At 66.7% G+C, this 405-nt stretch carries 1 pseudogene; it reads right to left on the bottom strand.

Going from position 1 to position 405, the window contains the following annotated elements:
* Positions 1-130: 130 nt before the first annotated feature.
* Positions 131-405: pseudogene (locus tag RX395_RS10170) on the bottom strand (transposase); the annotation flags it as partial.

The raw sequence follows: 405 nt of genomic DNA, 5'->3' as shown, positions 1-405 counted from the left end.
CGAGGGACGGCCCCGTCAAGCCGTGACCGGAATCGGTGAAAATACGTTAGCGCAACCGGTGAAACCGCCTTTGCGCGAACGGCGCGCCTGTTTAGCGAAACTGGTGAAAAATAGATTGACGCTAACATCCCAGGAAGTCGGCCCAGAACCCGCACCAGTCGAGGTAGCGCCCGGCCCAGAGCTCGGCCTGGTGCAGCGTCTCGATGCCCATGAGGTCGCGCGCGATGAGGTAGAGCTCGCGCCCCGCCTGGAGCTTCGGCCGCGTCGTCGTGTAGCGCTTGACCTGCGAGAAGGCGTGGAAGGTGCACCTCTGGACCCTGGTGCGCGGCCAGGTCTCGCGCACGGCCTTGGCGAACCCGCTCCCGCCGTCGGTGACGACCATGCCGGGCGCCGGGATCGGCGCCA

This window comes from Collinsella aerofaciens (genome assembly GCF_032584215.1).
Classification (GTDB): Bacteria; Actinomycetota; Coriobacteriia; order Coriobacteriales; family Coriobacteriaceae; genus Collinsella.
This window is presented reverse-complemented; position numbering and strand designations above follow the sequence as displayed.